The sequence below is a fragment of the Polyangium fumosum genome (assembly GCF_005144585.1).
GTDB lineage: Bacteria > Myxococcota_A > Polyangia > Polyangiales > Polyangiaceae > Polyangium > Polyangium fumosum.
Window position 1 is genome coordinate 111614 of the sequence record NZ_SSMQ01000011.1, and the last position, 26435, is coordinate 138048.

Sequence of the window (26435 nt, forward strand, 5' to 3'; positions counted from 1 at the left end):
TGCGCGAGGCGCGGACACGCCGTGGCCGAGGGTGCGGAAACGTTGCGCAAGCGGCGTCCACGTCCTGGAAGTGCGCTCAGGAACGTTGCGCGAGCCGCGAACACCACATGGCGGTCGGCTCGGAAACATTGCGCAACCAGCATCCACGCCGTGGCCGCGCCTCGCGCAACGACGCCGCACCGTCGTCCATCCCGTGCGGCGCCTTCGCGCAACGTCGCGCGCCGTTTTCCACGCGAAGACCGTCACCTGCGCTGCGCTGGGGCTTTGCCCCAGGCCCCAGCAGGGGCTGTCCGCCCCTGCACCCGGACCAGCGAGGCGCTGGACCCAAGCTCGATGAACTGCGCGATGCGCAGTTCATCGAACAGGCCCGGTCAAGACCGGCAACGGCGTTCCCCACCAAGACAGCCGCGCTGCGGGTTCGGCTGGCAACCCGGCTCCGTCGTCGGCCTGTTTGAAAAACTGCGCATCGCGCAGTTTTTCAACCCTGGGTCCAGCGCCTCGCTGGTCCGGGGTCGAGGGGGCGGACAGCCCCCCGCGGGGTCCGGGGCAGCGCCCCGGTCCGCTTCCGGTCTCAAGGAAGGGCTTCGAGTGCGTCTTCCGCTTCCTTCACGTCCTTCGTGAACTCCTTCACGTGGCGGTCCCGCTCCTCGCTTTGCCATTCTGCGTCGGAAAACACGCTCTGCGCATAGGCCTTCGTCGTGTGGAAAGGCCCGTCGCGCCCCGGGACGAGCTCGCGGTCGGGGTAGGTGTCTTCTTTCAGCAGGTATGCCTCCACGTCGCGCAGCACGAACGGGGATTTCGCCTGCTCGTCGAGGACGAGTTTGCCGAAAATGCACATTTTTGCCTCCTGCGCGCCGGCGCCGAGCGGCTCGTTGTGCTCCAGGTAGGCGAAGCCGTCCCCGTCGGCGTCGTCCACGCGGCCCACGACCACGTAGCGGCCTGGTTTGTCCACGGCGAGGCGCAGGTACAAGCAAAGCGAGCCGTCTTCGAGGACCTCGCGCACGTCGCCCGTCAAGCGGGCCGGCGGCGCGGGGGTGTAGATCACGTCGAAGCGCGCGCTGCCTTCCTCGCCGTCGATGCGTAGATCGAGGCTCACCGCGATGGGGCCGTGGTAGCCGCCGAACCCCTCCTTCGCTGGGGCGAAGAGCGCGGCGACCGCGGAGCCGCCCGCGCCCTCCTCGGCGAATACGACGGGGGCCGCGGGCAACGTGCCTGCTTGTGGCATCGTCTCCGGGACGCGGGCGTCGGCGCGCAGGACTTCGCACCGCGCAGGGCCTTCGCTCGTGGTGCACGAGACCTGGAGGCGCGCGGCCTCGTCGCCGACGAGATACAAGCGATCTTGCTCCAGCGTCACGCGCGCGTCCGTGAGCTTCTTGTCCGAGCGCGCGAGCGGCTGCGTGCTCTTCGAGACGGAGTGCGCCTTTTGGAGGTCGGGTTTTTCCGAGAGCGGGCGTGCGCCGGGCGGGTACCGTGTCGCTTGCAAATACCCTTCGAGCGTGTGCCGCCTGCGCTCCAGGCGCCTTTCGGCGAGCGCACGCGCGCTCACCTCCGCCCCGTCCTCGCCCGCGTTTTTCGGGGCCACCCATCGGGACTTCGGACCGTCTTGGCGAGGGGCAGGCGTGTCTCCTGCCGCGCGCGCGGGGGCCGCGGCGAGCAGCTCCTCTTCGGAGGGCGCGCGCCGCGGCGAGAGGCGGTCGCGTTGCCAGAAGAGCAGGAGACCTGCGGCGAGGACGAGCGCCCCGAGGGCGAGGCGTCGCCGTCCTGGCCGCGGAGAGGTCGTTTTTCCTGGCAATCGTTTCGTCACGCGGAGGAATTACAGGGCGTCGGCGACCATGTCGGCGCGCACCGGGGCGATGATCCCTCCCCAGGCGCCGTTCGCGTAATGGTTGTACTGCTCGGCGTCGTCGCGGAGAAGGACCGAGTGGAACGACCACTTCGCCTTGTTGTTGCTCGTCGCGCCCGAGCCCGTCGTGAGCGTGCCACCGCACAGGAGATCCCCCGGGTTGCAGAAGCTGCCCTCCACGGAGACGCCGCCGGTCGAGTGGTATCCGACCGCCTCGTCGTCCTGACCGGCCAGCGTGGCCGAGTAGAGCGTGCCCTTCGCGCCCGCGAACATGTAAAACCACTTTCCGCGGGTCTGGTTGTGGTCGTAGAGGCCACGCATCGTGGCCGTCTTCAGGTCGTCCGTGAGCTTGTCGCTCACCGCCCAGGCGCCGATGTTCGCGAGCTCGCTGCCGCCGCCGGCGCCGCTCGCGACGTCGACCCACTTGATGTTCCAGCCGGTCTGCGTGCCGCCCGCATTGCCACACGTGCCGTTCGAGGCCGGGGTCGCGTTTTTGATGCTGCGCGACGAGCCGCCGAATTCCGCCAGCGCGTAGCCGATCTGGGCGTCGCCGGCGCTGTGGGCGGCGATGTAACACCAGTTCGAGCCCGTACAGTAGCAATCGAGGGCGTCGCGGATGCGGTAGTTCTGCTCGGAGATGCGGCTCTTGCCGTCCCAGTTGACGGCCTTCTTGTTGACGCCGGCCGCGGTCCCCGACGAACCCCAGTAGGAGAAGTCGGTGTAATTGCCCGCCTTGGTCGCGGTGCCGGTGTTCCGGCCGTGAATCCAGAGCGAGAAGTTCGTCGCCGACGCGTCGGGAGCCACGAGGAGCGCGGCGGCGGCCAGGGGAGTGAATGCGAGGAGGAGGGAGGCGCGGGACATCCTGCGATGAGAATCGAGCGGATCGATTGTGTCAAGCGGGAACCCGGCGCCTTCATTCGAAGGAATTGCAGACCCGCAGAGCTTTTCCGCGCCGGCTGAACCGGCCCGTGACGGGGGCCACTTGTAAGGATCTTTCAACCGTCGGGGCGTGGCGGGTAGCATGGGCGGTCATGGCACTCCTCACCCGCCGCCGCGCGTCGTTCGCGCTCACGATGTCGGCGCTCCTCGCCTTGCTCCCGGCCTGCGAGCCGCTCGCGGACGACCTCGATTTCGTCCGCCAGGAGGTCCAGGTCACCACGCGCAGCACGCTCGTGCCGCCCGCCGAGCCCGCGCCCGCCACGCTCAAGGTGATGGCCTGGAACGTGAAATACGGCGCCGCGCGGATCGACTTCTGGTTCGATTACTGGGGCGACCGCGTGCAGATGACGCGGCAGGAGGTCGTCGAGAACATGGCCGACCTCTACCGCCTCGTGAACGAGTACGACCCCGATATCCTCATGACCGAGGAGATCGAGGTGAACTCCCGGCGCAGCGCCTACTACGACATGGTGCAGGGCATGCTGGAGGGCACGAGCCTCAATTACGCGGCCTACATCCAGACCTGGAACAGCCGCTTCATCCCCTCCGAGGGCGTCGGCCGGATGGATCTCGGCAACGCGATCTTCTCGAAATACCCCATCACGTTCGCCGAGCGGATCCGGCAGGAGGATCGCACCGATCAGGACGGGATCACGGCCAAGTTCTACATTCACCGCATGATCGGGCGTGCTGTGATCGACGTGGGCGCGGGCCGCGACGTGGCCGCGTACGTCGTGCACACCGAGGCCTACGATGTCGACGGCACGAAGGGCCGGCAGATCCAGCAGATCTACGACGAAATCAAAAAGGAGACGCGCCCGTTCGTGCTCGGCGGCGATTTCAACGAGCTGCCCCCGAACGCGGTCAAGCTCGTCGGTTTCCCCGACGAACACCCGAGCTCGATCGGCACCGAATACCAGCAGCCCCCGTACACGCCGGAGATCATGCAGAAATTCTACGACGATTACCTGCCCTGGGTGAGCCTCGACGCCTACGGCACCTCCGAGGCCACGCAGCGGCGATATTTCACGCATACCGTGGCCGGGCCGCTGTACAAGGACGAGTCGGGCAATCCGCAGTTCTGGAACCGCACCCTCGATTACCTCTTCGTCACGAAGGCCGACGCCTGGGCCGCGGGCTCTACGGACGTGCTCCAGGAGCCGGGCAGGCAAGGGATCCAGAGGGATCCGCTGATGCTCAGTGACCACGCGCCCGTCGTGGGGACGTGGGTGCTCGGGGGAGGGACGCCGTGAAGCGAGTGCTGTTCGCCGCGCTCGGCCTCCTCGCCCTGCTCTCGCCGGCCCTCGCCGAGGCCGATCCGATGCCCGCGCGCGAGACGGCGCGGGTCCTCGACAAGGGAAACCTCTCCGCCGGGCTCCTCTCGCCGTTCGAGCTCGGGCTCGGCGGCGGCTGGGAGGTCACCACGATGATCGTGCCCTGGCTCCTGCTCTCGCCGAACGTCACGTTCCGCGGCGAGCTCGGCCATCTCGGCAAGGGGGTCGTCGTGACGGGTGAATACGGACTTTCCGTACCGACCGGCGCGATGCGCCTGACGCAGGGATATCTGTTCCCGACGTGGGAGACGTCGGGGCAGCGGCCCGGCTGGGTGGTCGCGCCGACGGCGGGGCTCTGGATCTCGGGCGGCGAGCGCGGCGTCCTGACGGGGCGGCTGGAGACGACGGTCGGCTTTTCGCTCGGCGACAACCCTGCGACGCCGCTGGAGTCGTACGCGCCGCTCGAGCTGCTCTTCGCGCCGGCGCTGAACGGCTTCCGCGTCCGGACCGGCCTCGCCTACGATTACGCGATCCTCGATTGGCTGCGGGCCCGCGCCGCCGTGAACGGATATGCGATCGGGCGGAGCCCGCACCCGCCGCGCTCGCCGTTCTACGCCAGCGCCGAGGTCGGGATCGAGATCGGGCTCGGCAAGACGGTGCGCATCGCGCTCGGCGGCATCTGGTACAATTACGATCAGCGCGAAAAGGTCCTCGAAAAAGGGGGCGACGGGCGATGGCGCAGGGTCCCCGTGCGAACGAACGATTTTTTCCCGACGTTCGACTTGATTCTCCGGCCCCGGTGAAGCGAGGCTAGAGCGACCCTCCTCTCCTCTCCCGCCGGGAGCGGAGTCGAGGGGGAGGGGAGCTTCCGATCGTGGAACATCTCGCGCAATTGCCGTCCGTCTCCGAGGAGCTCAGCCGGCGTTTTTTGATTCGCCGTTGCCTCGGGCAGGGCGGCTTCGGCGTGGTGTACGAGGCGCTCGATCGATCCCTCGGCGTGGACGTCGCCTTGAAGGCGCTCCTCTCCATGGATCCGGCCGCGCTTTATGCCTTCAAGCAAGAGTTCCGCGCGCTCGCCGACGTCGCGCACGACAACCTCGTCGCCCTGCACGAGCTCTTCTTCGACGAGGGCCGCTTCTACCTGACGATGGAGCTCGTGCGCGGCGTGAGCTTCCTCCGCCACGTGCGGCCGAGCCGCGAGGAACGAAGCGACGCGTCGGCGATCACGCTCCCGCCCTTGCCCACGGCCAAACGCGCGATGGCCGCCGAGTTCGCGAACGCCGTCACCATGGACGTGCCCGTCGTCGGGGGGGCGCACGGGACCATCGCCATGGTGACGTTGCCCATGAGCGGCGCCGAGCTCCCGCGCCTGCCGCTCGAGCAGCCCGACGCGCAAGGCGTGCTCGACGAGGAGCGGCTGCGCCAGAGCCTCGTGGGGCTCGCGAAGGGCGTCGCCGCCATCCATCGGACGGGCCGCGTGCACCGCGACCTCAAGCCCTCGAACGTGCTCGTCACGCCGGAGGGCCACGTAAAAATCCTCGATTTCGGGCTCGTGGGATCGTTCGAGTCGCTCGCGCGCGACCGCGTGCTCGTGGTGGGCACGCCCGCGTACATGTCGCCGGAGCAAGCGACGGGCGCGGCGGGGGACGGGAGCTCGGATTGGTACTCGGTCGGCGTGATGCTCTACGAGGCGCTCACGGGCGTCGTGCCGCACCTCTTCGAAGGGACGAGCATCGAGGATCTGCTCTACACGAAGCACCTCGTCGATCCGCCCGATCCGCGGGAGATCGTGCCCTCCGCGCCGGCGGATCTGGCGGAGCTCGCCCTGCGCCTGCTCGCGCGGGACCCGCGCGCGCGGGCAGGGGCCGAGGAGATCTTTCGCATCACCGGCGCCGCGGCGGAGAGCGCCCCGCCCCCGGCGTCCGTGATGCGCGGCGCGCGGCCGGGCTTCATGGGCCGCGCCCGCGAGGTCGCGGCGATGCGCGCGGCGTTCGACGCGTGCGTCGGGGAACACCAGCCCGTGGTGCTGCACGTGCACGGCACGTCCGGAATGGGCAAATCGGATCTCGTGCGGCATTTCCTGGACGCGCTCGTCGAAGAGCGCGCGCCGATCTTGCTCGAAGGCCGCTGCCACGAGCGCGAATGGGTGCCGTACAAGGCGTTCGACGGCGCGATCGACGCGCTCGCGCGGTTGCTCGGGGAGATCGATCCGGACGACCGCGCGGGCCTCCTGCCCCCGGGGTTTTCCTCGCTCGCGCGGCTCTTCCCGGTGCTCGGCCGGCTCGCCGAGGAGGGGAGCGAGCCCGAGGCGCCCGATCCGCACGAGCTACGCCGGCGCGCGTTCGAGGCCCTGCGCAGGCTCTTCGTGAACCTCGCGGGAAAGCGGCCGGTCGTGCTCTCCCTCGACGATCTCCAATGGGCCGACGCGGACAGCGCCGCGCTGCTCGAAGCCCTGCTCGCGGCGCCCGCGCCCGCGCTTTTCCTCGTCGCGAGTTACCGGACCGAGGAAGCACGCGGGTGCGCGCTCGTGGGGCGTTTGCCTTCGGCGCATACGCCCACGCCGGGCCTGCTTTCGCGCGAGGTCGTCGTGGGACCGCTCGCGACCGAGGACGCCGAGGCGCTCGCGCGGTCGATCCTCGGCGAGGACGGCGAGGACGCGCAAAGGACGGCGGCCCGGATCGCGCGGGAAGCCGCGGGGAGCCCGTTTTTCGTGCAGGAGCTCGCGCGCTACCTCCTCGCCGGGCACACGAGCGAGGGGCTCGACCTGCGCGGGGTCGTGGCGGCGCGCGTGGCCTTGCTCCCGGCGGCGGCGCGGCTCGTGCTGGAGATCGTGAGCACGGCGGGGCGGCCGATCGAGCCCGTCCTCATCAAGGAGGCCGCGGCGCTCGGGGACGAGGAGAACCGCCGCGCGCTCGCCCTCCTGCGGGCCGAGGGCCTGCTCCGCGCGAAGGGCGGGCGGGACGAGGCGCGGGTCGAGACGTACCACGACAAGATCCGCGAGTCCGTGGTGCAGGGGCTCGCCGAGGGGGAGCTGCGCGCGCGGCACCACGCGCTCGGCCAGGCCATGGAGACGATGAGCAATGCCGATCCGGCCGCGCTCGCGATGCACTTCCGGACGGCGGGCGAGCCTTCGCGCGCGCGGGCCTACATGGAGCGCGCGGCGCGACGCGCCGAGCAGGTGCTCGCGTTCGATCGGGCCGCGACGCTTTATCGGCTGGCCCTGGAGCACGCGGAGCCCGCGGACGTGGGCGCGCTCGAGCTCAGGCTCGGCGACGCGCTCGCGAAGGCCGGGCGCGGAGCCGAGGCGGCGCGCGTGTTCCTCTCCGCGGCGGCGCGGCTCGACGCGCGGCCGGCCCTCGTGGCGCGGCAGCGGGCCGTCGAGCATTCCTTGCGCGCCGGTCACATGGACGAAGGCCTCTCCGCGGCGCGCGAGCTCCTGCCGGCCGTGGGCCTCCCGTATCCCGCGACGCCGGGGCGCTCGTTCGTCAATGTCGCCGTGGCCCGCGTGAAGCAGCGGTTCCGCGGCTACGATTTCCAGGAAAAACCCGAGCACGCGATCGATCCCGTGGTGCTCCACCGGATCGACCTCTGCTGGTCGCTCGGCAACGGGCTCGGCGGCGTCGACGCGGTCCGCGGCGCCGATTTTCAGGCGCGGCACCTCGCGCTCTCGCTCGCGGCCGGCGAGCCCTACCGCATCGCGCGGGCCTTCGCCTGGGAGGCCGTGCTCCGCAGCCTCGGCGGCGGCGCGCAGAACATCGCCGAGGCGCGGGATCTCGCGGCGCGGGCGGAGGCGATCGCGCTCCGCATCGGCCACCCGCACGCGATCGCGTGGTCGTGCGCGGGCAAGGCGCTCGCGGCGCACAACGGCTACGCCTTCCGCGAGGCCGTCGTGCTCTGCGAGCGCACGATCGCGCTCTTTCGCGAGGCGTGCAGCAACATCGCCTGGGAAATCGCCTCCATGTATGCCTGGTGGCTGCTCACGGCGCTCTTCTACGTCGGCGACGTCCGCGCCCTGCTCGACCTCTTGCCCCAATGCCGCAGCGAGGCCGACGCGCTCGGGGATCGGTACATGGAGACCGCGCTCTCCGTGCTCATGACGCCGATGGGCCTGCTCCTCGAAGACCGGCCCGAGGAGGCCATGGCATCGAGCCGCCATGCCCTGTCGCGCTGGACGACGCGCGGCTACCACACGATGCATTGGGGCGCCTTTTATTCGAGCACCCAGGCCTTGCTCTACCTCGGCGAAGGGAGCCGCGCGTACGCGGCCTTGCACGCGCAGAGCGGCGCGGTTCACGCGTCGATGATGCCGCGCACGGCCAAATCGATCCGGATCCGGCTCTTTGATCTCCAGGCGCGAACGGCGCTCGCCCGCGCGCGTGAGGTCGCCCGCCCCGAGCCCCTCGTCCGCGAGGCCCTCTCCCTCGCCGAACGCCTCGATTCCGAGCGGTCCCCCTGGTCCGACGCGTGCGCGCTCGGCGTTCGCGCGGCCGTGTTCGCGCGGCGCGGCGACGTCGATCGCGCCCTCGCCTACCTCGCGCGCGCGCGCTCCTCGTTCCGCCGTTCGGACATGGAGCTTTACGCGCGCCTGACCGAGCGGCGAATGGGCGAGCTCGAAGGCGGCGAGGCGGGGCGGGCGCGGATCGACGACATCGACGCGTGGTTCCACGCGCAAGGGGCCCCGCGGCCCGATCTCCTGGCCCGGGCCTTGATCCCCCTCTGACCTCGCTTTACGAGATTCGGGTCATGCAAAACCACGCGGTCGTCCTCGGTGCGGGCATGTCCGGCCTCTCGGCTGCGCGGGTGCTCGAACGATTCTTCGAGAAGATCACGGTCCTCGATCGGGACGACCTCCCGGAGGGCCCCACGGCGCGCGCCGGCGTGCCGCAGGCGAGGCACGTGCACGCCCTCGTCACACGCGGGGCCCAGGAGCTCGACGCCTTGTTCCCGGGTTTCCTCGCGGAGTACGAGGCGAAAGGCGCGCACGCGCTCGACGTCCCCTACGACGGCGCGATTCTGCGAACCTTCGGCTGGCAGCAGCCGATGCGCAGCGGCTGCACGGTCTATCTCGCGTCGCGGGATCTCACCGAATCGATCGTGCGCCGCCGGCTGCGGGAGGGCGGCCGCGTGGAGATCCTCCCAAGGACCGAGGCGACGGGGCTTTACGTTCGTCCCGACGCGCCCGGACGGGCCGCGGGGGTGCTCGTGGTGCAGCGGGGCGGCGGGGCGCACCTCACGCTCCCGGCCGATCTCGTGGTCGACGCGAGCGGCCGTTCGTCGAAGGCGCTTTCGTGGCTCGCGTCGCTCGGCGCGGAGGTCCCGCGCGAGGAGGTCGTCGATTGTTATTCGGGGTATAGCTCCCGCTGGTACGAGGCCCCCGAAGCATTGCCCCCGGATCATTGGTGGAAGCTCGTCTGGCTCGATCCTTCGCCCCAGGAACATCAGTTCGTCGGCGGCGTGCTCTTCCCGGTCGAGGGGCGCCGCTGGATCCTCACGCTCGTCGGATACGCCAAGCAGTACCCGCCGAGCGACGAGGAGGGGTTTTTCCGCATGCTCGGCGAGCTACGGTCTCCGATCTTGCAGCGCATGGCGGAGCTTGGCCGGCCCATCTCGCCGGTTTATTCGAGCCGCGCGAACCAGAACCGCCTGCGCCGCTTCGACCAACTCGCCAAGCCCTTGCCGGGGTTCGTCGCCGTGAGCGACAGCGTTTGCACGTTCAACCCGATGTATGGCCAGGGCATGACCGTCGCCACGCTCTCGGCCCGCGCCCTCGAATCCACGCTCACGCGCGTCTCGCTCGGGGATCCCGGCTTCGAGCGGGTCTTTTTCGGCAGCCAGCAGCGCGCGCTCCGGGACGCGTGGAACCTCGCGACGAGCGCCGACATGCGCTTCCCGGGCACGAAGAGTGATCTCCCGGCGCCCTCGCGGTTTGCGGCGTTCTTTGGCGATTCCATTTTGCGGACCATGAACCACGACGCCGAGGTGCTCCGGCGGGTGATGCCCGTGTATTACATGCTGAAGTCCACGCGCTCGCTCTTCGAGCCGGATCTCGCCGCGCGCATCCTGCTCGGCGGCGCGGTCGACGCGGCCGCGGCGCGTCTCCACCCGACCCCCCTCTCGCCGACCCCGCCGCCGCGCCCCGAAAACTAGGCCGCAGGCTCGTCCGCCCAGTATTTTTCGCGGATCCGCTCGCAGAACGCCACCAGGTTCGCCTTCTCCAGCGCGCGCGCCTTCACGGGGTTCTCGGGGGGCGTGAAGACGAGCGGCGCGAGCATTCCATACGCCGTCGTGTCGAGCGTCGAGGGCGCGTCGTCCATGAAATACGGCTTGTCGCCGAGCAGCTCCGAGGCCGCGTCCACGAGCGAGCGGCCCATGGCATACACCTCTTCGCGCGTGTGCCGCCCGATCCCCTGCGCCTTGAGCATGCTGCGCGTCTGCCGCTGCGCGAACGAGAGCAGCGGCGACACGGCGAAGCGCGGCACCCCGCCGGCCATCATGCTCTGCCCGATCGCGGGGCGTATGTGGACGAAATCCTCGTCGCGCCACCAGCGCAAGTACACGAAGATGTAATAAAGATCGGCCTCGAACAGCGATTTCAGGGCGAGCCCGAGCGCCCGCTCCTTCGGGCCGAACCGGCCGTCGTTCAATCGATCCCCATGCTTCTCGATGAGGTAATCGATGATCTGGCTCGAATCGGGGATCAGCCGGTCGCCGTCCGCCGCGTAGGGGATTTTCCCCTTCGGCGCCTTGCGGAAATCCCCAAGCTCGCTGCGATAGGGCAAGCCCGCCATGCGCAGCCACGTCTCGACCTTGATGACGAACGGGCCGAGGTCGGGCAAGCCAAACGCGGGGCCGAATTTGTAGACGGTCAGCATGAGCGTTCCTTCAGGGAAGGTTCTTGTCCTTGCCGTCCTTTTCGCCGTCGTTCTCGGGCGGCGGGGCCGGGGGCGGCGGATCGGGTCGGCGCGGCGGATCGCCGTACTCGACGTGTAACTTCTTCGCGAGCGCGTCGGTGATCATCCGCTCGTGGTAGCTCGGCATCGTGGCGAGCTGCACCGTGACGCGCACGACGTCCTTGCCGCTCTTCACGATCTCGATCGAGCCTGCATGCACGCGTTTTCCGCTCTCGGGGCTCGTGTACTTGAAGAGCAGGTAGCCGTGCTCGGGATCCTTCTCGGTGATCTCGAGCCCGAGATCCACGCGGACGAGGCGGATCGTGGTGCCCCAGGTCTGCTCGAAGGTGTAGGGCGACTCGTAGGCCGTGGCCGCGAGCGCCTCGCGTTCGAAGGCGGGACCGAGGGCCACGCCCCCGAGGAGGAACGCACAAAGAGCCATGCCCCGGAGCCTTCGTCGCATTCCCAGCATTTACCCCAAAGCTTCGGCCTTGGGCCAGGTTTCCGGCGCCCGCCGCAAGAGCCTCAGCCCGAGCCCGAGCGCGACGAGGTGAAATCCCACCTGGGACACATACAGCACGAACACGAACGCGGCGCCGGGGCCCTTGAGCACGTCCTCGGGGAAGAACATGGCGAGGGCCATGTACGTGGCGAGCTGAAACGCGCCGAAATAACCGGGCCCCGAGGGGACGAGGATCCCGATGCCGAGGCAGCCCATGGTGACACACGCCTCGGCCAGCGTGATCCCCGAGAGCCCCGACCCCCAGGCGAGCAGCCAGACGCCCGCGGCATTGATGCTCCAGTACGCGGCCGTCTCCAGGAGGAAAGGCACGAGGTGGCGCGGCGAGGGCAAGAAGCCGATGCCCTGCGCGACGCGGTCGACGATGTCGGCGACACGCTCGCCGAGCGGCGCGGAGACGAGGCCAAAGACCTTTTGGGTCACGCGGCGGGCGAAGTCGCGGGCGAAAAAGAAGACGGCCATCGCGACGAAGGCCGAGCAAAAGAGAAACAGCACGCTCATGGCGGCGCCGGGCACGGCGGCGACGGGAACTTCGAGATCGCCGATGTGATCGGGGAGGGGATCGAGCGGCGTGACACGGCGGAGGGCGATGAAGAGGATGGCGCTGAGCGCGAGGCCATCGATGACACGCTCGGCCCCGACGGTGCCCGTCGCCTCCCACATGCGGACGGAGCTGCGGCGGGTGATGAGGTACGGCCGGACGACCTCGCCGCTGCGGAGAGGCGAGAGGAGGATGGCGCCGAAGCCGACCCAGGCGACGGCGACGACCTCGCGCAGGGAGAGCTGGCCGAGGGGCCGGAGCAGGTGGCGCCAGCGCGCCGCGCGGAACCAGTGGACCGCGGCGAGGGAGGCGACGTAGGCGACGACGGTCCAGGGGCGGAGCCGGTCGAACGCGCCGTCCGGCGGGTAGATGGGCAGGCCGCCATCCCAGAGGATCCAGGCGAGGCCGACGCCGCAGAGGAGGGAGATGGCGAGGCGGGCGCGCCAGGGGATGTGGAGGCGTTCGGAGGCGACGCTCGGGCCGGGCGTGGGTGCAGGCGGGAGAGGCTCGTCCACAGCGGACACGGCGCGCAGGGTGGCAGGACGAACGGGCGGGGGCAAGGCGGGAGCGGGAGCGGGGCGGGGTTCTTTGCCCTTCGTGTTCGCTTGGGCAAAGAAGCGGCCATGAGATTTCGTGGTGTGGCGCTCGGGCTCGTGGGACTTTTCGGTTGCGCGTGCGGCGGCAAGTCTGCCCTCGAAGTGGACATCGGCAGCGGCGGCGCTTCGTCCAGCACCGGCAGCGGCGGCGCCGGGGGCGCCGGGGGCGGGAGCAGCATTGCAAGCTCGTCCAGCACCGGCGGCGGCGGCGTCGGACCTGGCGCGCCTTATGGCCTCGTGCTCTCGGGCAAGCTCGCGACCTATCCCCTCGCCGTCGCGCCCGACGGCTCCGCCTGGGTGTTCGGCGGGACCACCACTGAGGAAGTCCCCGGCTACCCGGTATGGGAGAGTGCCTGGATCACGAAGCTCGATCCCTATGGCAACATCGTGTTCCAAGGGACCATCGACGGCCCGGACATCGACGTCGAGCCCATCTCCATCAAGACCGACGCGGAAGGCAACGTGCTCTTCTCCGGGTATGCGAAGCGCAAGCCGGAGTCGCAGGCGGACCTCGATTTTTGGGGGAACAAGTTCCAGACCTACGAGGAGGCTCCGTTCGTCGTGCGCCTCGATCCCAGCGGAAACATCCGATGGGCCTACGTCACCGACAGCCAGCAGACGCCCAACGATCCGCCCGCGTATCGCTTCAACGACGTCGGCGCCGACGGCAAGGGCAACGTGTATGTCGCCGCTTGGATTTCGAGCCCGTTCGTGTCGGACCAGACCGACTCCGAGGTGTCGATTCGATCGCCCGAAGCCATGCTCCTGGACGCACACACGATGCCGGCGATGAAGACGGTGTTCTGGAAGCTCGACGTGGAGCCGAATGGGGATTTTTGGCTCGCGCGATCCTCGTATTATCAAAAAGCACGGGTCCAGAAGTTCAAGCAGGATGGGATGTTGCAGAGCGAGGTGACCGAGGGCGTGTGCTGGGTCGATACGTTCGCCTTCGCGCCCGACGGCAAGGATGGATATTTCATGGCCCGCGCGGAGGACCCCGCCGAGCATTGTTATTCTTCCCTTCAGCACCACTCGGCCGATGGGAGCAGCGATTGGTTCGTCGAGGGAGAAGAATTCTACGCCGTCCACACGACGCTCACGCAGAGCGCCCCCGGACGCGCGTGGCTCGGCCTCGGGCTCGAAGGGACCATGAACATCAACGGGTCGACGCTTACCGGCGCGTCTTATGAAGACATCACCGTCGCCGAGATCGACGAGCAAGGAAACGTTTTACAATCCGCGACGTACGGAGGGCCCGGGAGCGACTGGGTCGTGCAAATCGCCCTCGATGCGGAAGGGCGTCGGTTCATGGCCGGCTATTTCACGAGCCAGATCGACTTCGGACAGGGCGCGCTCGTGAACGAGAGCGGAAAGCCGCGGGCCATTTTCGTGACCCGCTTGGATCCTTGAGGGATCGGAAGCAGCCCCGCCCTATGCTTTCCCCGTCTCCGCGCTCGGCTGCGCCGGGGTCGTGTCCTCGACCTCGGGCAGCCCCGCGCGCCGCCGCGCCGTCGGGCGCACGCGGTCGGCGAGCGCGGGCCGCTTGGCCAGCGTGAAGAGACCGGCCAGCGCGTCGGCCACGCCGGGATAGACGCTCCCCCAGCGAGCCATCAGCTCGTCTTTGGCGTTTTGCGTGAGCTGCGCCTCGCGTTTCTCGCGCTCGACGTCATTGAGCGCCGAGCGAAGCGCGGACATGGCGAAGGCGAGGTCATCGGCGGCGGCGATCGGGGCGAGCGTCAGGCTCTTGATCTTGGGCTGCTCGGTCAGCGGGCGCTCGCGGAGGAGTTTTTCGGCGTGGCCGGCGAGGCTCAGAAGGAGCTGCGGATCCTCCGGGAGCGCGCTGCCGAGGCCATACGCGTCGGCGACGGCGGGGCCATAACTGCGGACGACGAGCTCGCGGAGCGAGGCATAGACGTTTTTCAGATCGGCCATGCGCTCGTCGCGCGCGGTGCGATACCCATCGTCGTCGGAGAGCTCGGCGGCGTGGGCGCGATCGGCTCCTTCGAGGGAGACGACGTAACGGCCGAGGGTGTCGCCCAGGGCCGCGAGGAAGTCGGCCACGGTGACCTTTTCGGGCGCGCCGCTCGGGAAGAGGAGCGCTTCGAGATCCGCGGCGGCTTCCGGGCCGTGCACGGTGGCCGCGCTCTGCACGGCGCGGGCGATGGCTGCACGATCGGCAACCATCTTGGAGACTTTGCTCATGGTACCTCCCTGGGGAAGGTGGCCTGTGTAACACGGTGAGGGTGGGCAGAGGAACAGGTGATGTGCAAAGGGGGCGGAAGAAGGGTGGCAGGGTGGGGGGAGGGGGTACGGGTTTCAGGATGAAACAGGCGGGCTGGCGTACGTTCGAGGCGCGTGGGGGCGGCGGGGGAAGGCGCGTCGGCGGAGCAGGGAGGCGGGGTTCAGCGGGGGAAAGGCGCGGCGGGCGGCGAGGCGTGGGGGGTTCGAGCGGCGAAGCGCGGGGGAGGCGGGGAGGGAAGGGGGCTCGATGTTGAGGGAGACGGGCAGGGGGGAGGGGCGGGGGGATCGTGGGTTGCGAGGGGCGTGGCGGGGTGGCTGACGCAGGGGTGTCGCCGTGAGAGGGGCGGGCGGTCTGTCACAGTGCGCTCATTCCTGGACGTTGGAGACGCTCAGGGGCGCTCTGCACACGATCGCTTGGAGGAGAACATGCGTTCTTGAACCCCGCAGTCGCCTCGCTCGTTCGAGACAGACAGTCGGGGGCGGCTCGGGCTGCGCGATGGCGTTCCTCCGACGGCAGGCTAGGATCTCGCTGTGATCCGCGCACGGGCTACGAGAGTTATTTCGCCGCCGCACTCCAGCGTGATAGCGTCCGTTCGTGAGGACGATTCCATGGACCGTAGCTCGATAACGATCCAAGCCACGCCATTCAAGGTGCGTCAACTCGTCGAGTTGAAGCGTGAGGGAAAACTTCATCTTCCAGACCTTCAGCGCGGCTTCGTATGGGATGATAGTCGCGTCCGGATGTTGTTCGATTCCTTATTTCGTTTGTATCCTGTCGGGTCGTTGCTCCTCTGGAGACCCGTATGGGAGAGCGCAGAAGCGCCTATCAACGTAAGGCCATGGGATCTCTTTCCACCCAACCGAACGACCGAGATCGGGGAAGCTGAACCCGCCGTTCCGCCGCAACCAGGTGCTGTTTTTGTCCTCGACGGTCAACAGAGGCTCACCGCGCTTTTTCGTGTCATCTTCTCCAGCCGCCGCCGTGGATCGTCCGTACGTGAGCCCAACCTTTACGTTTCTCTCTCGCGGGACGAAGAGTGGGCTGCGGAGCCCTTCTTGTACAAGTCGCGGCAGGTGAAGAAGGAGGATGAGCGTCGCGCTCTCCTCGTCCCTGCCGAGGTTCTGTTCGCCGGGGTGCGCAGTGGCGCTGGGAACGGCGCGGAGAGCCTTGCGGTGAGCAAGGCAATCAGCGAGTGGGTGAAGCCGGATGTGGCCGAATTTTATTCGGCAATGGATCGCGCCAACGAGATTCGTAACGCTATTCTGAATGCCGAGGTCGTATCCTATGAAATCGATACACAAGCTGAGGATGAAAGTGTCATCGAGATCTTCGGGAGGCTAAATCAACAGGCGGTGCGCCTCACGCCGGCCGATCTTGCCGCTGCGCGCCTCACGGGGAAGATGAAGGACTTCCGGGGACGCGCGGCGACGAGCCTTGCGGCGTCCGAGCTTCGGGATTTTTCCGTGAGCGAAGGGACCGAGCGAGCCGTCTCCGGTGGGTTCGTCGACACGGATCTCATCGTCCGCACGGCGATGTGTCTGGCAACAGGAATCGTGAAGTACCGCGATGCGGAAAAGAAGGGTGACAAGAGCGCTCTTTATTCCAAGATAGAGCCGTGCTGGCCGGGGGCCGTGGATGGTCTGAAGAAAATTGTTGCGATACTTCGGAATGCCGGGGTGCCAGATGGCTCATGGCTCCCCTACCGCTATATCCTCCTAACGCCCGCGGTGGCCGTCGCGAAGGGACAACGTCGTCCGGATGATGAGTGGATGGGATGGGCCATCGCTGCGAGTTTGTGGGGGCTTTATGGCGGTTCGGCAGAAACGAAGGTGCAGACCGATGCGCGCCATGCCAGCCAAGGTGATTGGAGCGCACTTTGGCAATCCCTCAAGACCTACGCAAAGCGACGGGAGACACTCATCCCCGACGCAGAAGACCTCACGCATGGCCTCGTCCAGACGAGTGGCGTGCTCTTGGCGCTACTCGTCGCTTGGACGCGCGGGGATGCTCGGTCATTTTTCCAATCCCGGTTCGCTGCGCGAAGCGCGGCCCTACATGTTCATCACATCTTTCCGAGATCCTTGTTCTCCGGCCTCGGCAGAGCACCCAAAGACAGTTCTCGAATCCCTGACCGTATCGGTAATCTGACGGTCATCACGGAAACGGACAACACGTCGCTGGGAGACGACGCTCCGAGCGAGTACTTTCCGCGAATCGAAGCCTCGATCCGCAGGACGCATTGCATTCCAGAGGATTCGTCGCTCTGGACACTAGACCGCTACGCAGAGTTCTGCACCGCGCGCGAGGTGGCGCTTGCCGGACAAATAGCGTCGCTGATGAAGGAGTTCGGGGTGCCGTAGTTCCCCAAGGCACAGCGAACCAGGAGTTGGCCGCTTCTCCGGCGGCTCTGTGAGGAGCTCCCGGCACCCTACGCACTCCGCGGGCAGCCACTCCGAGCTTCGCCTCCCGCGAACGCTTTTGCCGTGACCTCGCCGTCCCGAACACGGCACCATCGGCGCGCATTCGTTGATCCTCTCGCTCTTCGCCGATCGGATTCGAGGGAGAAGCCTCACCAGCGAGGCGCTGGACCCAGGGTCGATGAACTGCGCATCGCGCAGTTCATCGAACAGCCATGGTCAAGACCAGCGACGACCCTGCCAACGGAGTCCGTGGCGCCGCAGGTTCAACCGGCGACGTTCGCGTCGCCCGGTCGAGATCCTCCTCCACGGTCTTGCCACGGGCCCGTTGGAAGAACTGCGCATCGCGCAGTTCTTCCACCTTCGGTCCAGGCTGTGCCTGGTCCGGGGTCGAGGGGGCGGACAGCCCCCCGCGGGGTCCGGGGCAGCGCCCCGGCGCAACGGCCCCACGATTCAGCAGGTCACCTCGAACAGGTGCCCATTCTCGTCCACGAAGTACACCCGGCCCGCGCCGCCGAGCGGATCCTCGGTCTTCCCATTGCGAGGATCCTCCGGATCGTTGCCGAACGCCACGCCGCGCGCTTCCAGCCGCTTCACGACCTCGGCGAACCTGGTTTCGTCGACCCGAAAGGCGACGTGGTCCGGGTGGACGGTCGTGGCGGGATTGAAGAGCACGAAGGCCCCGTGGTCGAGGTCGATCCGATACATGTCGTCGTCTGCGCCTTCGACCGTCGGCTCGGCGGCTCCCAGGATCGCGGCCAGGTTCCTGGCCGACGCGTGCGCGTCCCGAGCGGCCAGGCCGATGTGATCGACTTTGAGCATTTCAGCCTCCGGTTTTTTCCTTGGCAGGAGCGTCGCCGGGATTCTCCGGCGGGGTCTCGTCGAAGATGCTCGTGCGCCAGGCGAAGATGGCTTCTTTTCCGCTGTCGGCCCAGAAGATCGTGTCCCCCTCGACCGCGACGCCGCAGGCTCGTTGGGCCTCCGGGGCGCGCACGCGGACGACCTTTCCGGTCGTGACGTCGATGCGCGAGAGCGTGTCGTCGCCGTCTGCCCAATAATAGTAGCGACCGCCCGCGAATGCGCCTTCTCCCCGGCCGCCGAAGTCTCGGATGGGGAACCGTGTTCGCTCCTTCCTGCCGTCGGCCGAGACCACGACGATGTCCTTCGTCGTGCGGACGAGCCAACCGCCTGCGAAGGCGCTGCCGTCCGAGGGCATTTCGCCGAGCGGGATCCCGCGGGTCGTCTTTCGCGTGGCGAGGTCGGTGAGCGTGATCTCCCAGCTCCGGTCGGCCCACGCGAGCGTCCGCGCGTCTGCAGCGATGAGCCAGGGCTGCTCCTTGTCGGGCAGAATCGACTCGCCCGCGGGGTGCGCCTCGTCGACCCGGAGCGCGCCGCCTTTGCCGAAACGATCGGAGACGAATACGCTCGTCGGCGAGGTGATCACGCCGAGGTAACTCCGATCCTTTTCGCCCAGCGTGGTCGGCTTGGACGAGGTGCCGTCGCGGTAGGACCAGAACCAATCCGGATTCGCCCCCGAGCGCGCCCCGCCGGTGCACGGCGCGCCGGTCCAGTAGAGGGTCTCTCCCTGCGCGGTCAAGCCGTAGGGGCGGTAGTCGAGCGTGGCGAGCGTGACCGTTTTGCCCTCGTGTCTCGAGGCCCGCAGGAGCACGCCGCCGGCCTCGTCGCACATGAGGGCCGCGCCATAGGCGCCCGAGCCGCTCGGCGTATTGCGAGGCGTGGTGTGCCGATCGCGGATTTCGAGCCAGTAGACGTGCGTCGGGGTCGCCACGAGGTCGCAGTGGCCGCTGTCGAAGGAAGCCAGGCGCAGGGGCGTCGACGGCGCGGGGGGCGACTTCGGGGGGGAGGCCGAGGCCGCGGGCAGAGGGGCCGCGGGCGCAGGGGCCATCACCACGGTCGGCGCCGCGGCGGGCGCGGGCGTTTCTGCGTGGCAGCTCGAAAGCGCGGCGATGCCGAGCACGAGCAAGCCGAGGGGGATTCGTGTCACGCGCGGCAGGGTAGCGGGATCCCGGTTCCGGGGATAGGCGTGGGCCGCGGGGAGCGACGGCCCAGCCGGGGACAAGAATCGAGAGAGCACGCTGGAGGGAACGGCGTCATGGACGACCGATGCGCCCCGCGCGCTCGTAGGCGCGCCGAAACAGCTCGGCGCCTTCCTCCACCTCATCGGTCCCGTGGAACAGCTCCCAGCCTGGACCGAGCGCGCGCAGATCGACCTGGCCATCGGCCGTCTGGCCACGCAATCCCTCCTCGGGATCGTCGTCATGGCGAGGGTCGCCGCGGCGGAGGGCCACGGTGAAGCGCCCGCGGTGAAGCGCGAAGATACGCGCGGTGCGCTCGTGGGCCATGAGGTTGTAGAGGCTCAAGCTGCATCGCGACGCGTCGGGGCAGTCTCGGCCATAACGATGAAAGAAGAGCTGGCCTCCTTCATCGAAGGGGCTCCCGTCCGTGCCCGCCTCGAAGAACCGAACGTCCTCCGGGCCCCGGAGCTCCAGAAACCGAAACACGCGCTGGTTGTCGGGCTGCGCGAACAGGGCTTCGACGGTCAACGTCATGGCGAGGGTGGAGCAACACGCGGGAAGCGGTCGATGGGCGCACACGCGATACACGCCGTGTCCGGCGCCGGCTCGCGCCTAGAGCCGCACGACCTTCCCCTTGTCCCCCTCGACCTTCCGGAGCGCATCCCGCGTATCGACCACGAGCTTCGCCTCGCGGAGGATCCGCGCATAATCGACCGACGCGTGATCCGTCACGATCACGACCGCATCGTATTCGCCGTACGCCAGCGTATTCGGCTCCGACCGCATCACGATGCCGCCTTCGTCGCATTCGGGCACGTACGGATCGTGATACCGCACCTCGGCGCCGAGCTCCTGGAGCTGGTGGATGATGTCGAACGCCGGCGACTCGCGGTAATCGGCCACGTCGCGCTTGTACGCCACGCCGCTCACCAGGATCTTCGATCCATTCGCCGCCTTGCGCTCGCCGTTGAGCGCCTGTTGCACGAGGTGCACGACGTATTCGGGCATCGCGCTGTTGATCGTGTCGGCGAGCTCGATGAAGCGCGCCTGGTACTTCAGCGTCCGCATCCGCCACGACAGGTACAGCGGGTCGATCGGAATGCAGTGGCCGCCGAGGCCCGGGCCCGGGAAGAAGGGCATGAAGCCAAACGGCTTCGTCGCGGCCGCCCGGATGACCTCCCAGACGTCGATGCCGAGCTTGCGGCTCATCAGCGCGACCTCGTTCACGAGGCCGATGTTCACCGCGCGGAACGTGTTCTCCAGGAGTTTTACCATTTCGGCCGCGTCCGTGCTCGACACCGGCACCACGGTCTCGATGATCTTGCCGTAAAGCGCCATCGCGACTTCGAGGCAGCCGGGCGTCGCGCCGCCGAGGACCTTCGGCGTGTTGCGCGTGCCATACGTCTTGTTGCCCGGGTCGACGCGCTCGGGGCTGAACGCGATGAAGACGTCCTTGCCGAGCTCGTAGCGGCCGGCCGTGAGCTTCGGGACCAGGACCTCACGCGTGGTGCCCGGGTACGTCGTCGACTCGAGCACGATGAGCATGTTCGGGTGCTGGTGCTCCGCGATCTCGTCGCTCGCCGACAGGATGAAGCGCATGTCGGGGTCTTTGGTCTTGTTGAGCGGCGTCGGGACGCAGACGACGATCGCGTCGGCCGAGCCGAGGATGTCGGGGTCGGTCGTGGCGCGCAGGCGACCCGCCGCGACGTGCGGCGCGAGCGCCGAGGACGGGATGTCGCCGATGTACGATTCGCCGAGCCCGAGCAGCCGAACCTTCTCGCGATCCTTGTCGTAGCCGGTGACGGAGAAGCCGGCTTGGGCGAACTCCACGACGAGCGGCAGCCCGACGTAGCCAATGCCCACGACGACGATGTGCGCGCTACGATCCTCGATCTTCTTGAGAAGCTCCTGCACGATGCCTGTCCCTTTCACGAGTCGACCCGGCCTTCCAGGATGGAAAGCGGTCCTTCGATCAGCATGTCGCGTGCCTCCGCCGCGCCGAGCGCGCGGTGGAGGTGTTCGATGCCCGCCGCGACGTCCTCGACGTCCCCCGGGCGGTGGGCGTCGCTGCACGCCGCGTAGTAGTAGCCCTCTTCCAGGAGCGCCTCCGCGCACTTCCGCGCCGCCCGTCCGTACTTGCCGACGAGCGAAGCGACGTCGAGCAGAAGGACGACCCCACCGTCGAGCAGCGGATCGAGCACGGTGCGGTCGTTCCAGACGGGCTCGTACCGCTCGGGGTGCGCGAGGACGGGGCGGAGCTTTTTCTTGCGGCGGAGGTCGGCGAAGCGAGACGCGAGGCGCGCCGGGAAGGCGCGCGGGGAGAGCTCGACCAGGACGGCGCGTTCGCCGGGGTAGGGGAGGGCGTCGCCGCGCATGAGGCGCTCGTAGACGACGTCGTCGAAGAAGTGCTCCGACGAGAGCGCGAGCTCAGGCAAGCCGGGCGCGTCCGCGAGCGCCTGCCGCGTGGCCTCGTAGGCGCGCGCGAGATCCCCCTTCGTGTTGTCGAACATCCCGGGGCGCATGTGCGGCGTGGCGACGACCTTGCCAAACCCCGCGCCCGCGAGGCCCGTGAGCAAGGCGCGGCTGTCCGCGACGGTCTTCACGCCGTCGTCGATGCCGACCACCCAGTGGCAATGAAGGTCGATGTACCCCGTCATCACGCGCCGCGCGAACCTAGCAGTTTTTGAGCAGGGTGCTCCGCCCATGGCGGCGTCCCCCTCGGGACGAGAGCTGCGCATGGGTCGCCTCGTGAAGCCGCCTTGCTGGGGCTTTGCCCCAGGCCCCACCAGGGGTTGTCCACCCCTGGACCCGGACCAGCCAGGGGCTGGACCCAAGCTCGATGACCTGCGCTCCGCGCAGCTCATCGAACAGGCCCGGTCAAGACCGGCGACGAGCCTGCCAACCGAGACAGCCGCGCGGCGGGTTCGGCTGGCAACCTGGGTTCTTCGTCGGCCTGTTTGAAAAACTGCGCGGAGCGCAGTTTTTCAACCCTGGGTCCAGCGCCTCGCTGGTCCGGGGTCGAGGGGGCGGACAGCCCCCCGCGGGGACCGGGGCAGCGCCCCGGCGCGGCGCTTCATGCTCAGGGACTAAAGCGCGCGGGTGAGGATCTTGGCGATGTCGAGATCCGTGATGCAGCCGTCGGAGCCTTTGGCGAACACACACGCGAGGGTGACGACGCCGTCCTTCAGGCCGACGGAGGGGGCGCCCTCCTTCAGGTTCGTGACGACGATGCGCTTGACGCCCTCGCGGACGGCCTCCTTGCCGAGCTCGTCGACGCAGATGACGCGGAAGGCGTTGGCGAGCTTGCGGACGCCGAGGTGCTGGACGTTCTTCAGCGCGGCCTCGTCGGTCTCGAAGGTCGCCCAGTCGACGTCCACGACGACGGGGGCGCCGACCTCCTTCTGGATGTCTTTTTGCTCGTCCGGAAGCCAGGACTCCTTCGCTTCCTTGATGAGCCGCTTCTCGATGAGTCCCATGGAAACCGCCTCCGTTCGAACGCGTGACGATCACGCCGGGGGCGGAGCATACAGGAACGGGATCTCGCCGGAAAGTGGACCCCAGCGCGGCGAACGGGCGACCATTTCCCGCGAAGGAGGTTCTCTCTTGTCGAGGATGGATCCCATCGAGGCCCCGCCGCCGTCGCTCGGAGCCGAGCGCCGCAGGCGGAGGAGCGAAGACCCGATCACGGCGCTGCACTACCAGCTCTCCGTCGCGCGCAGCGAAGGGAAGCTCGAGGCCCTCGTGCTCGTCGACGACCGGGGCTGCCTCGTCGCAGGCGCCGGCTCGTGGCCCGTCTGCGAGGAGCTCGCCGCCTACGCGCCGCTGCTCGCCGAGCCCGACCTGCCCACGTCCGCAGCCGTGGGCACGCGGATCGCCGATCTCTCGCGAGAAGTCCTCGTGCGCGCGCTCCCCCTCGGCACGGCCGAGGCGCTGCTCGCGGTGCGCGGCGGGGGCGACGACCGGTCGGCCTTTGTCGCCCGCGCGGCCGCGGGGTGCCGGCGGATCTTGCGGGCGGCTTGAGAGAGCGTGTCGCAGCGTCGCCCCGGGGCGCTGCCCCGGACCCCGCGGGGGGCTGTCCGCCCCCTCGACCCCGGACCAGGCACAGCCTGGACCGAGGGTTGAAAAACTGCGCGGTGCGCAGTTTTTCAACCGGGCCGACGAAGAAGCCGGGGTGCCAGCAGAACCCGCAGCGCGGCGGTCTCGGTTGGCAACGCCGCTGCTGGTCTTGACCGGGCCTGTTCGATGAGCTGCGCGGAGCGCAGGTCATCGATCCTGGGTCCAGCGCCTCGCTGGTCCGGGTGCAGGGGCGGACAGCCCCTGCTGGGGCCTGGGGCAAAGCCCCAGCAAGGCGGCTTCACGAGGAGACCCCATGCGCAGGCGCATGGCGAGGGGCACGCTCCGCGGGCAGTCCGAGCGCTTTCCCTCATCCCCGAAACGCGCGAGCCGTGCTAAAGGGCGCCCCGTGGCAGCCTCGGATTCTCGTTCGTCCTCGCCCGGCGGGCTCGGCAAGCTCCTCGATGCGCGGCGGGTCCTCCTCGTCGTCGGCTGCGGCGGGGTCGGCAAGACGACGACCACGGCAGCGCTCGGTCTCGCCGCAGCACGTCGCGGCAAGCGCGTGCTCTGCTTGACGATCGACCCCGCGCGGCGCCTCTCGCAGAGCCTCGGCATCGAGGAGATGAAGACCGAGGCGCAGACGATCGATCCCGCCCTCTTCGCCCAGGCGGGCGTGACCATCACGGGCTCGATGACCGTGATGATGCTCGACACGAAGAGCACCTTCGACTCGCTCGTCACGCAGCTCGCGCCCTCCGTCGAGCAGCGCGATCGCATCCTGAACAACGTGCTCTACAAGTACATCTCGACGTCGCTCGCCGGTACCCAGGAGTACATGGCGATGGAGAAGCTCTACGCGACGAAGAGCGACCCGAGCTACGACCTCATCCTGCTCGACACGCCGCCGACCCCCAACGCGCTCGACTTTCTCGACGCCCCGGAGCGGCTCGTGGGCGCGATCGACAGCGCCGCGACGCGGTGGCTCGTCCAGGCCGTGCAGAGCTCGGGGAAGTTCTCGCTCAACGTGCTGGCGAAGGGCGCCGCCGCGATCGTGCGGGGCATCGGCAAGGTGTCGGGCAGCGGGTTTCTGGAGCAGATGGCGGCGTTCATCGCGGAGATCAACTCGGTCTTCGGCGGATGGAAGAAGCGCGCAGACGCCGTGAGCACAGCGCTGCGCGGGCCCGACGTGGCCTACGTGCTCGTGACGACGCCAGACCCGCTCGCCGTGCGCGAGGTGATGTTCTTCGCAGACCGGCTGCGCGAGCAGGACATGCGGCGCGACGCCTTCGTGGTGAACCGCGTGCACCCGACCTACGGGCGCGTGCCGGACGTCGCCGAGGTGGAGGCCGCGCTTTCGCAGAGCGCAATCCCGCTCGGCCCAGACGCGCCAGCGCGGCTCCGGCGCGCGGCGGAAGACGAGAGCCGCATGGGCAAGCTCGACGCGCTGCACCTCGTGGGGCTCGAAGCAGCCCTGGAGGACGAGGCCTCCGGCGGGAGCCTGCTCGCGCACGTGCCCGCGTTCCCCTACGACATCCACGATCTGGAGCGGCTGTCGCGCATCGCCGAGGTCCTCGCGCCGTAGAACGGTTCGAGGCTCTCGTGCAGGGAAGGGCGCTTCTGCGTGTTCCGCCCGAGCCGTCCTCGTGGCATGGTCGGGGCATGGATCGAGGCGGCAAGAGGCTTTCGCGTACGCGCTGGGCGTTCCTTTCGCTCGTCGGAGCGCCACTCCTGCTCGCATGGCTCTCCGGCGCAGCCGGGTGCACCGAGGAAGACCCGCCGGAGCCACGCCCCGGCTTCCCCGGCGATAGCTGCACAAAGACGGACGATTGCGCCGTGCCACTGCGCTGCATCGACAACGTCTGCGTGGTGCCCGGCGGCTCCGGCGGCAGCGACGGCGGCACCGAGCCCGACGCCTTCGGCCCCGGCCCCGGCCCAAGCGCCGACGCCGGCCCCTGGAGCCAGTGCGACGAGTGTCTCGAAGGCACCTGCGGGCAAGCCGAGAAGGCATGCGGCCCCGATTGTCGCTCCATCGAGGCCTGCATCGAGACCGTGTGCGTGAACCTCAGCGACTCGCCGCAAGACGAGAGCGCCTGTTTCGTGTACTGCCAGGACCGCTTCCCCGCCGGAAAAGATCAGCACCTCGCCGTCGTGAACTGCGCGCTGGAAGTGATGTGCTCGCCGCCCTGCACGTTCTACCCGCAAGACTACGATCTCTGCCGGACGTTCATGAACAACGGCGATTGCACAGGCTTCCAGAAGGCATGCGAAGCCGACGCACGATGCGGGGTCTACCGCGATTGCGTGAAGTTCTGCACGTCGATCGGAGACTGCACCGCCTGCGACGACTCCGCCGACGGAACCGAAGGTCGCAAGCTGCTCGAAGCCTACGAGCAGTGCGTCGCAAGCGAATGCATGACGGAGTCATGGATCCCGTGATGGCAGGCGTCGCGCTGGGGCGTTGCCCCAGGCCCCAGGAGGGGGCTGTCCGCCCCCTCCACCCCGGACCAGCGAGGCGCTGGACCCGGGGTCGATGAACTGCGCGTTGCGCAGTTCATCGAACGGCCGTTGACAAGGTAGGCGAGGCGTCTGCCGACCAAGGCGGCGGCGTGGACGAGTGCCCGTGGGAGAGCACGAGCGCCGCGAGGGGCCGGAACCCGTTCGTGCCCCCCGCGTCGTTGCCCCTCAGGCATCTCGACAGGCAACATCAGCCCTCGTCCTCGTGTGTTCGGTGCCGTGACAAGCGAGCGTGCTTGCCGCAGGGCATCGGGCACGAAGCCAAGCAAGGCGTGTCCGCGCGGCAGAGGAGGTGTCTCGCCGCCGGACACGTGGTGAAGCGTGCGTCCAGGGGAAGGTCGACCCTCGAGACAAGGTCTCGACGCAGCCGACGTTCCTCGTCTCGCCGCCGAACACGGTCCGTCCGCCGTCGACGGAGCGTGTCGCGGGGGCTCACAGGTCGGCGCCCAGGCCAACGTCAGGCGGCCGGCCGCGTCCCTCGGTCTGTCGCCCAGCGGAGGCTCCTGTGGCGCCGCCGAACACGCGTCGTCGACAGCGGAGGTCACGTGTTTGGGGGGATGCCGCGCTGGG

The 26435-nt window shown here is 68.6% G+C and carries 21 protein-coding genes; 9 read left to right on the plus strand and 12 right to left on the minus strand.

What is annotated here, in order from left to right; translation table 11 throughout:
• Positions 1-571 precede the first annotated feature (571 nt).
• Together E8A74_RS13125 and E8A74_RS13130 are read right to left on the minus strand one after the other, a co-directional pair.
• Positions 572-1804, minus strand: a complete 1233-nt coding sequence (locus tag E8A74_RS13125; RefSeq protein WP_136929318.1) for a hypothetical protein — start codon at positions 1802-1804, stop codon at positions 572-574.
• Positions 1805-1813: 9 nt separating this feature from the next.
• On the minus strand, positions 1814-2704 hold the full coding sequence (locus E8A74_RS13130; RefSeq protein WP_136929319.1) for a hypothetical protein: 891 nt from the start codon (positions 2702-2704) through the stop codon (positions 1814-1816).
• A gap of 170 nt (positions 2705-2874) precedes the next feature.
• Here E8A74_RS13130 and E8A74_RS13135 point away from each other — a divergent pair, with 170 nt between their 5' ends.
• The 4 genes from E8A74_RS13135 (at position 2875) to E8A74_RS13150 (ending at position 10203) form a co-directional block, all read left to right on the plus strand.
• Positions 2875-4035 (plus strand): endonuclease/exonuclease/phosphatase family protein, encoded by a 1161-nt coding sequence (locus E8A74_RS13135; protein ID WP_170229098.1) that lies wholly within the window; start codon positions 2875-2877, stop codon positions 4033-4035.
• The gene (locus E8A74_RS13140) at positions 4032-4859 is read left to right on the plus strand and encodes a hypothetical protein (RefSeq protein ID WP_136929321.1); all 828 of its coding nucleotides are present in this window, start codon (positions 4032-4034) and stop codon (positions 4857-4859) included. The genes E8A74_RS13135 and E8A74_RS13140 overlap by 4 nt, the downstream gene beginning before the upstream one ends.
• A gap of 71 nt (positions 4860-4930) precedes the next feature.
• Positions 4931-8776 (plus strand): serine/threonine-protein kinase, encoded by a 3846-nt coding sequence (locus tag E8A74_RS13145; protein WP_136929322.1) that lies wholly within the window; start codon positions 4931-4933, stop codon positions 8774-8776.
• A gap of 23 nt (positions 8777-8799) precedes the next feature.
• Positions 8800-10203 (plus strand): FAD-dependent oxidoreductase, encoded by a 1404-nt coding sequence (locus tag E8A74_RS13150; protein WP_136929323.1) that lies wholly within the window; start codon positions 8800-8802, stop codon positions 10201-10203.
• Here the strand turns inward: E8A74_RS13150 and E8A74_RS13155 are convergent.
• Genes E8A74_RS13155 through E8A74_RS13165 form a run of 3 tightly spaced genes read right to left on the minus strand, consistent with a single transcriptional unit; the run spans position 10200 to position 12531 of the window.
• Entirely contained in the window at positions 10200-10928 is a 729-nt protein-coding gene (locus E8A74_RS13155) for a glutathione S-transferase C-terminal domain-containing protein (RefSeq protein WP_136929324.1), read from the minus strand. The two genes, E8A74_RS13150 and E8A74_RS13155, sit on opposite strands and share 4 nt — an antisense overlap.
• Positions 10929-10938: 10 nt before the next feature.
• Positions 10939-11388, minus strand: a complete 450-nt coding sequence (locus E8A74_RS13160; protein ID WP_136929325.1) for a hypothetical protein — start codon at positions 11386-11388, stop codon at positions 10939-10941.
• 30 nt (positions 11389-11418) lie between these two features.
• The gene (locus E8A74_RS13165; RefSeq protein WP_170229099.1) at positions 11419-12531 is read right to left on the minus strand and encodes a lysylphosphatidylglycerol synthase transmembrane domain-containing protein; all 1113 of its coding nucleotides are present in this window, start codon (positions 12529-12531) and stop codon (positions 11419-11421) included.
• Positions 12532-12630: 99 nt separating this feature from the next.
• On the opposite strand from E8A74_RS13165, the gene E8A74_RS13170 reads away from it, so the two are divergent.
• Entirely contained in the window at positions 12631-14013 is a 1383-nt protein-coding gene (locus E8A74_RS13170; protein WP_136929327.1) for a hypothetical protein, read from the plus strand.
• A 21-nt stretch (positions 14014-14034) separates the two neighbouring features.
• Here the strand turns inward: E8A74_RS13170 and E8A74_RS13175 are convergent, their stop codons facing one another.
• Positions 14035-14805 (minus strand): hypothetical protein, encoded by a 771-nt coding sequence (locus tag E8A74_RS13175; protein ID WP_136929328.1) that lies wholly within the window; start codon positions 14803-14805, stop codon positions 14035-14037.
• A 648-nt stretch (positions 14806-15453) separates the two neighbouring features.
• On the opposite strand from E8A74_RS13175, the gene E8A74_RS13180 reads away from it, so the two are divergent.
• The gene (locus tag E8A74_RS13180) at positions 15454-17205 is read left to right on the plus strand and encodes a GmrSD restriction endonuclease domain-containing protein (protein WP_136929329.1); all 1752 of its coding nucleotides are present in this window, start codon (positions 15454-15456) and stop codon (positions 17203-17205) included.
• 510 nt (positions 17206-17715) lie between these two features.
• On the opposite strand, the gene E8A74_RS13185 is transcribed toward E8A74_RS13180, so the two are convergent.
• The 6 genes from E8A74_RS13185 to E8A74_RS13210 all read right to left on the minus strand — a co-directional run bounded on the left by E8A74_RS13185 (position 17716) and on the right by E8A74_RS13210 (position 22774).
• The gene (locus tag E8A74_RS13185) at positions 17716-18084 is read right to left on the minus strand and encodes a VOC family protein (protein WP_136929330.1); all 369 of its coding nucleotides are present in this window, start codon (positions 18082-18084) and stop codon (positions 17716-17718) included.
• A gap of 1 nt (position 18085) precedes the next feature.
• A complete protein-coding gene (locus tag E8A74_RS13190) occupies positions 18086-19267 on the minus strand; it encodes a YncE family protein (protein ID WP_136929331.1) in 1182 nt (393 codons plus the stop codon).
• Between the two features lie 106 nt (positions 19268-19373).
• A complete protein-coding gene (locus E8A74_RS13195) occupies positions 19374-19832 on the minus strand; it encodes a hypothetical protein (RefSeq protein WP_136929332.1) in 459 nt (152 codons plus the stop codon).
• A 78-nt stretch (positions 19833-19910) separates the two neighbouring features.
• Positions 19911-21212 (minus strand): nucleotide sugar dehydrogenase, encoded by a 1302-nt coding sequence (locus tag E8A74_RS13200; RefSeq protein WP_136929333.1) that lies wholly within the window; start codon positions 21210-21212, stop codon positions 19911-19913.
• Between the two features lie 14 nt (positions 21213-21226).
• Positions 21227-22036 carry a tyrosine-protein phosphatase gene (locus E8A74_RS13205; RefSeq protein WP_232379533.1) on the minus strand — a complete coding sequence of 270 codons (810 nt, stop codon included), beginning with the start codon at positions 22034-22036 and terminating at the stop codon, positions 21227-21229.
• Positions 22037-22384: 348 nt separating this feature from the next.
• Entirely contained in the window at positions 22385-22774 is a 390-nt protein-coding gene (locus E8A74_RS13210; RefSeq protein WP_136929334.1) for a hypothetical protein, read from the minus strand.
• Between the two features lie 136 nt (positions 22775-22910).
• Between E8A74_RS13210 and E8A74_RS13215 the strand changes: the two genes are divergently transcribed.
• The 3 genes from E8A74_RS13215 to E8A74_RS13225 all read left to right on the plus strand — a co-directional run bounded on the left by E8A74_RS13215 (position 22911) and on the right by E8A74_RS13225 (position 25787).
• Entirely contained in the window at positions 22911-23318 is a 408-nt protein-coding gene (locus E8A74_RS13215) for a hypothetical protein (RefSeq protein ID WP_232379536.1), read from the plus strand.
• Positions 23319-23760: 442 nt separating this feature from the next.
• Complete coding sequence (locus E8A74_RS13220; RefSeq protein WP_232379534.1) at positions 23761-24933, plus strand: ArsA family ATPase; 1173 nt, start codon at positions 23761-23763, stop codon at positions 24931-24933.
• A 77-nt stretch (positions 24934-25010) separates the two neighbouring features.
• The gene (locus E8A74_RS13225) at positions 25011-25787 is read left to right on the plus strand and encodes a hypothetical protein (RefSeq protein WP_136929336.1); all 777 of its coding nucleotides are present in this window, start codon (positions 25011-25013) and stop codon (positions 25785-25787) included.
• Positions 25788-26435: the final 648 nt, after the last annotated feature.

Bases quoted from the DNA above. Each gene is read 5' to 3' on its own strand.
- E8A74_RS13205 (WP_232379533.1), bottom strand. From the start codon at position 22,036: ATGCGCAGCTCTCGTCCCGAGGGGGACGCCGCCATGGGCGGAGCACCC.
- E8A74_RS13180 (WP_136929329.1), top strand. From the start codon at position 15,454: ATGGACCGTAGCTCGATAACGATCCAAGCCACGCCATTCAAGGTGCGT.
- E8A74_RS13225 (WP_136929336.1), top strand. From the start codon at position 25,011: ATGGATCGAGGCGGCAAGAGGCTTTCGCGTACGCGCTGGGCGTTCCTT.
- E8A74_RS13135 (WP_170229098.1), top strand. From the start codon at position 2,875: ATGGCACTCCTCACCCGCCGCCGCGCGTCGTTCGCGCTCACGATGTCG.
- E8A74_RS13185 (WP_136929330.1), bottom strand. From the start codon at position 18,084: ATGCTCAAAGTCGATCACATCGGCCTGGCCGCTCGGGACGCGCACGCG.
- E8A74_RS13210 (WP_136929334.1), bottom strand. From the start codon at position 22,774: ATGGGACTCATCGAGAAGCGGCTCATCAAGGAAGCGAAGGAGTCCTGG.
- E8A74_RS13130 (WP_136929319.1), bottom strand. From the start codon at position 2,704: ATGTCCCGCGCCTCCCTCCTCCTCGCATTCACTCCCCTGGCCGCCGCC.
- E8A74_RS13195 (WP_136929332.1), bottom strand. From the start codon at position 19,832: ATGACGTTGACCGTCGAAGCCCTGTTCGCGCAGCCCGACAACCAGCGC.
- E8A74_RS13170 (WP_136929327.1), top strand. From the start codon at position 12,631: ATGAGATTTCGTGGTGTGGCGCTCGGGCTCGTGGGACTTTTCGGTTGC.
- E8A74_RS13215 (WP_232379536.1), top strand. From the start codon at position 22,911: ATGGATCCCATCGAGGCCCCGCCGCCGTCGCTCGGAGCCGAGCGCCGC.
- E8A74_RS13155 (WP_136929324.1), bottom strand. From the start codon at position 10,928: ATGCTGACCGTCTACAAATTCGGCCCCGCGTTTGGCTTGCCCGACCTC.
- E8A74_RS13150 (WP_136929323.1), top strand. From the start codon at position 8,800: ATGCAAAACCACGCGGTCGTCCTCGGTGCGGGCATGTCCGGCCTCTCG.
- E8A74_RS13160 (WP_136929325.1), bottom strand. From the start codon at position 11,388: ATGGCTCTTTGTGCGTTCCTCCTCGGGGGCGTGGCCCTCGGTCCCGCC.
- E8A74_RS13175 (WP_136929328.1), bottom strand. From the start codon at position 14,805: ATGAGCAAAGTCTCCAAGATGGTTGCCGATCGTGCAGCCATCGCCCGC.